We start from the raw sequence: 1,577 nt of genomic DNA, 5'->3' as shown, positions 1-1,577 counted from the left end.
GAGGTCGTGATTTATTGAAGGAATCGGACCTTGAGGTTTGCTCTCGGGGAGATTTTTGATTTTGGTTGGCTTTGAGGACGTCGGAATCGTGTGCTTCTGGCGTCACGCGGGCTGCGAGTCGCTACGGAAAGCTCACGAGGCCTCTGCAAAGCTCCCCTTGGCGTCCGATTCCCTCCCTCTCACTGCTCAACTTCCCATCACAACCTCCAAATAGCTCTTCTCGCGCAGCGGGCAGTACAGGTTTCTCATCCGCAGCAAGTTGAACGCCAGGACATGCCAGAGCGTTTGAGCTTTCGCTTTGATTAAGCCACGGACTCGGAACTGCGTCAGATTCCGATTGCGACAGTCAGCGTTGGGAAACTCGGCGATCGCGCTGCGACGCTGGTAACGTTCTTTCGCCTCGGGCGTCCCCATCCGCGCCCGGTGAGCAGCCATTTCATCGCTTTCACTCGCCCGAGCCGCGTAAGGATCCTTGCCCGCATCGAGCTGCTTTTTTTCGCCGTACAACGGAGCAAGCACTGCGGTGCCTTGTTGTTCCAAATGAGTGATGTCGTCGTTCTTGGTGAAGCCACCATCGACGAGGTACTCCTTGGGCGTCACCGAGTAACGATCAACGACCTCGTCGTACATCGGCTTCATCAACCCGTTGTCGCTGCCTTGGCTGGTCACATCGACACCGACAATCATCTTGGCGTCGCCATCGCTGGCGAACTGAACGTTCATCGCCGGCCGGGTACCGCCGTCGCCCATCTTGGTTCGGCGTGCTTCGGGATCGGTCGTCGAAGCCCGCGGCTCGCTGCGTTGGGCTTTACCGCCGCCACGCTTTTTGTACTTCTCCTGCATGTCTTCCATCTCAAGCTGAGCCGCTTCAATTCGTTCGAGTTTCTCTCGAGCGGCTCGCTTCTGCGCGGCGACACGTCGACGCTCGTTCTCACCGGGGTCTTGATCGTTTTCCTTCAAGCGATCGACGTGTTCTTTGGCCACCTGGTGAGCCTTCTTGAGTCCGTCTTGCGTTCGGAATGACCCGCTGCCTGCCGAAGCTCGCACCCGCATCCCGTCCTGGCCGATCGTCTCCAGGGTGATCAGATCGTTGCGCAACAGCACCGTGATCGAGTCGGTCAAAATTCGATCGAGCAGATCGCCATGATCGACGCGGAAGTCACTGAGCAGGTGATAGTTGACCGAAACGCCACCGCAGATCCACATGTAAGGAAGATCACGCTTGGTCAATTCGTCGAGCTTGCGGGCACTGGAGAGACCTTCGATCGTGGCAAACAGCCAGAGGGCAAAGAGAATTTGCGGATCGACCGGGTTGCGGCCGACGTTGTCGACCGTTGCTTTGATGGGCCGATACAGCTCCGACAGGTCGAGGGACTCGACGTACTGCCAGATGACACGGACGCGATGCTCGGCGTCGATGAGTTGATCGAGCGAGAGCAACTGCATCTCGACTTGGTTCCGTTCGGGCCGCTGGGTGCGGGCTTTCCCACGCTGGGTTCGATAAGTTTCAGGCATAACACGAATTTAGCGCGGTGCATTCTTGCGAACAGGGGCATTCTGTAAAAAATCACGACCTC

The 1,577-nt window shown here is 57.6% G+C and carries 1 protein-coding gene; it reads right to left on the bottom strand.

Annotated features, from left to right (window positions below; translation table 11 throughout):
- Positions 1-186 precede the first annotated feature (186 nt).
- Entirely contained in the window at positions 187-1,515 is a 1,329-nt protein-coding gene (locus H1B37_RS32785) for a transposase (RefSeq protein WP_182871481.1), read from the bottom strand.
- Positions 1,516-1,577: the final 62 nt, after the last annotated feature.

The sequence above is a fragment of the Stieleria mannarensis genome (assembly GCF_014154935.1).
Lineage (GTDB): Bacteria > Planctomycetota > Planctomycetia > Pirellulales > Pirellulaceae > Stieleria > Stieleria mannarensis.
This window is presented reverse-complemented; position numbering and strand designations above follow the sequence as displayed.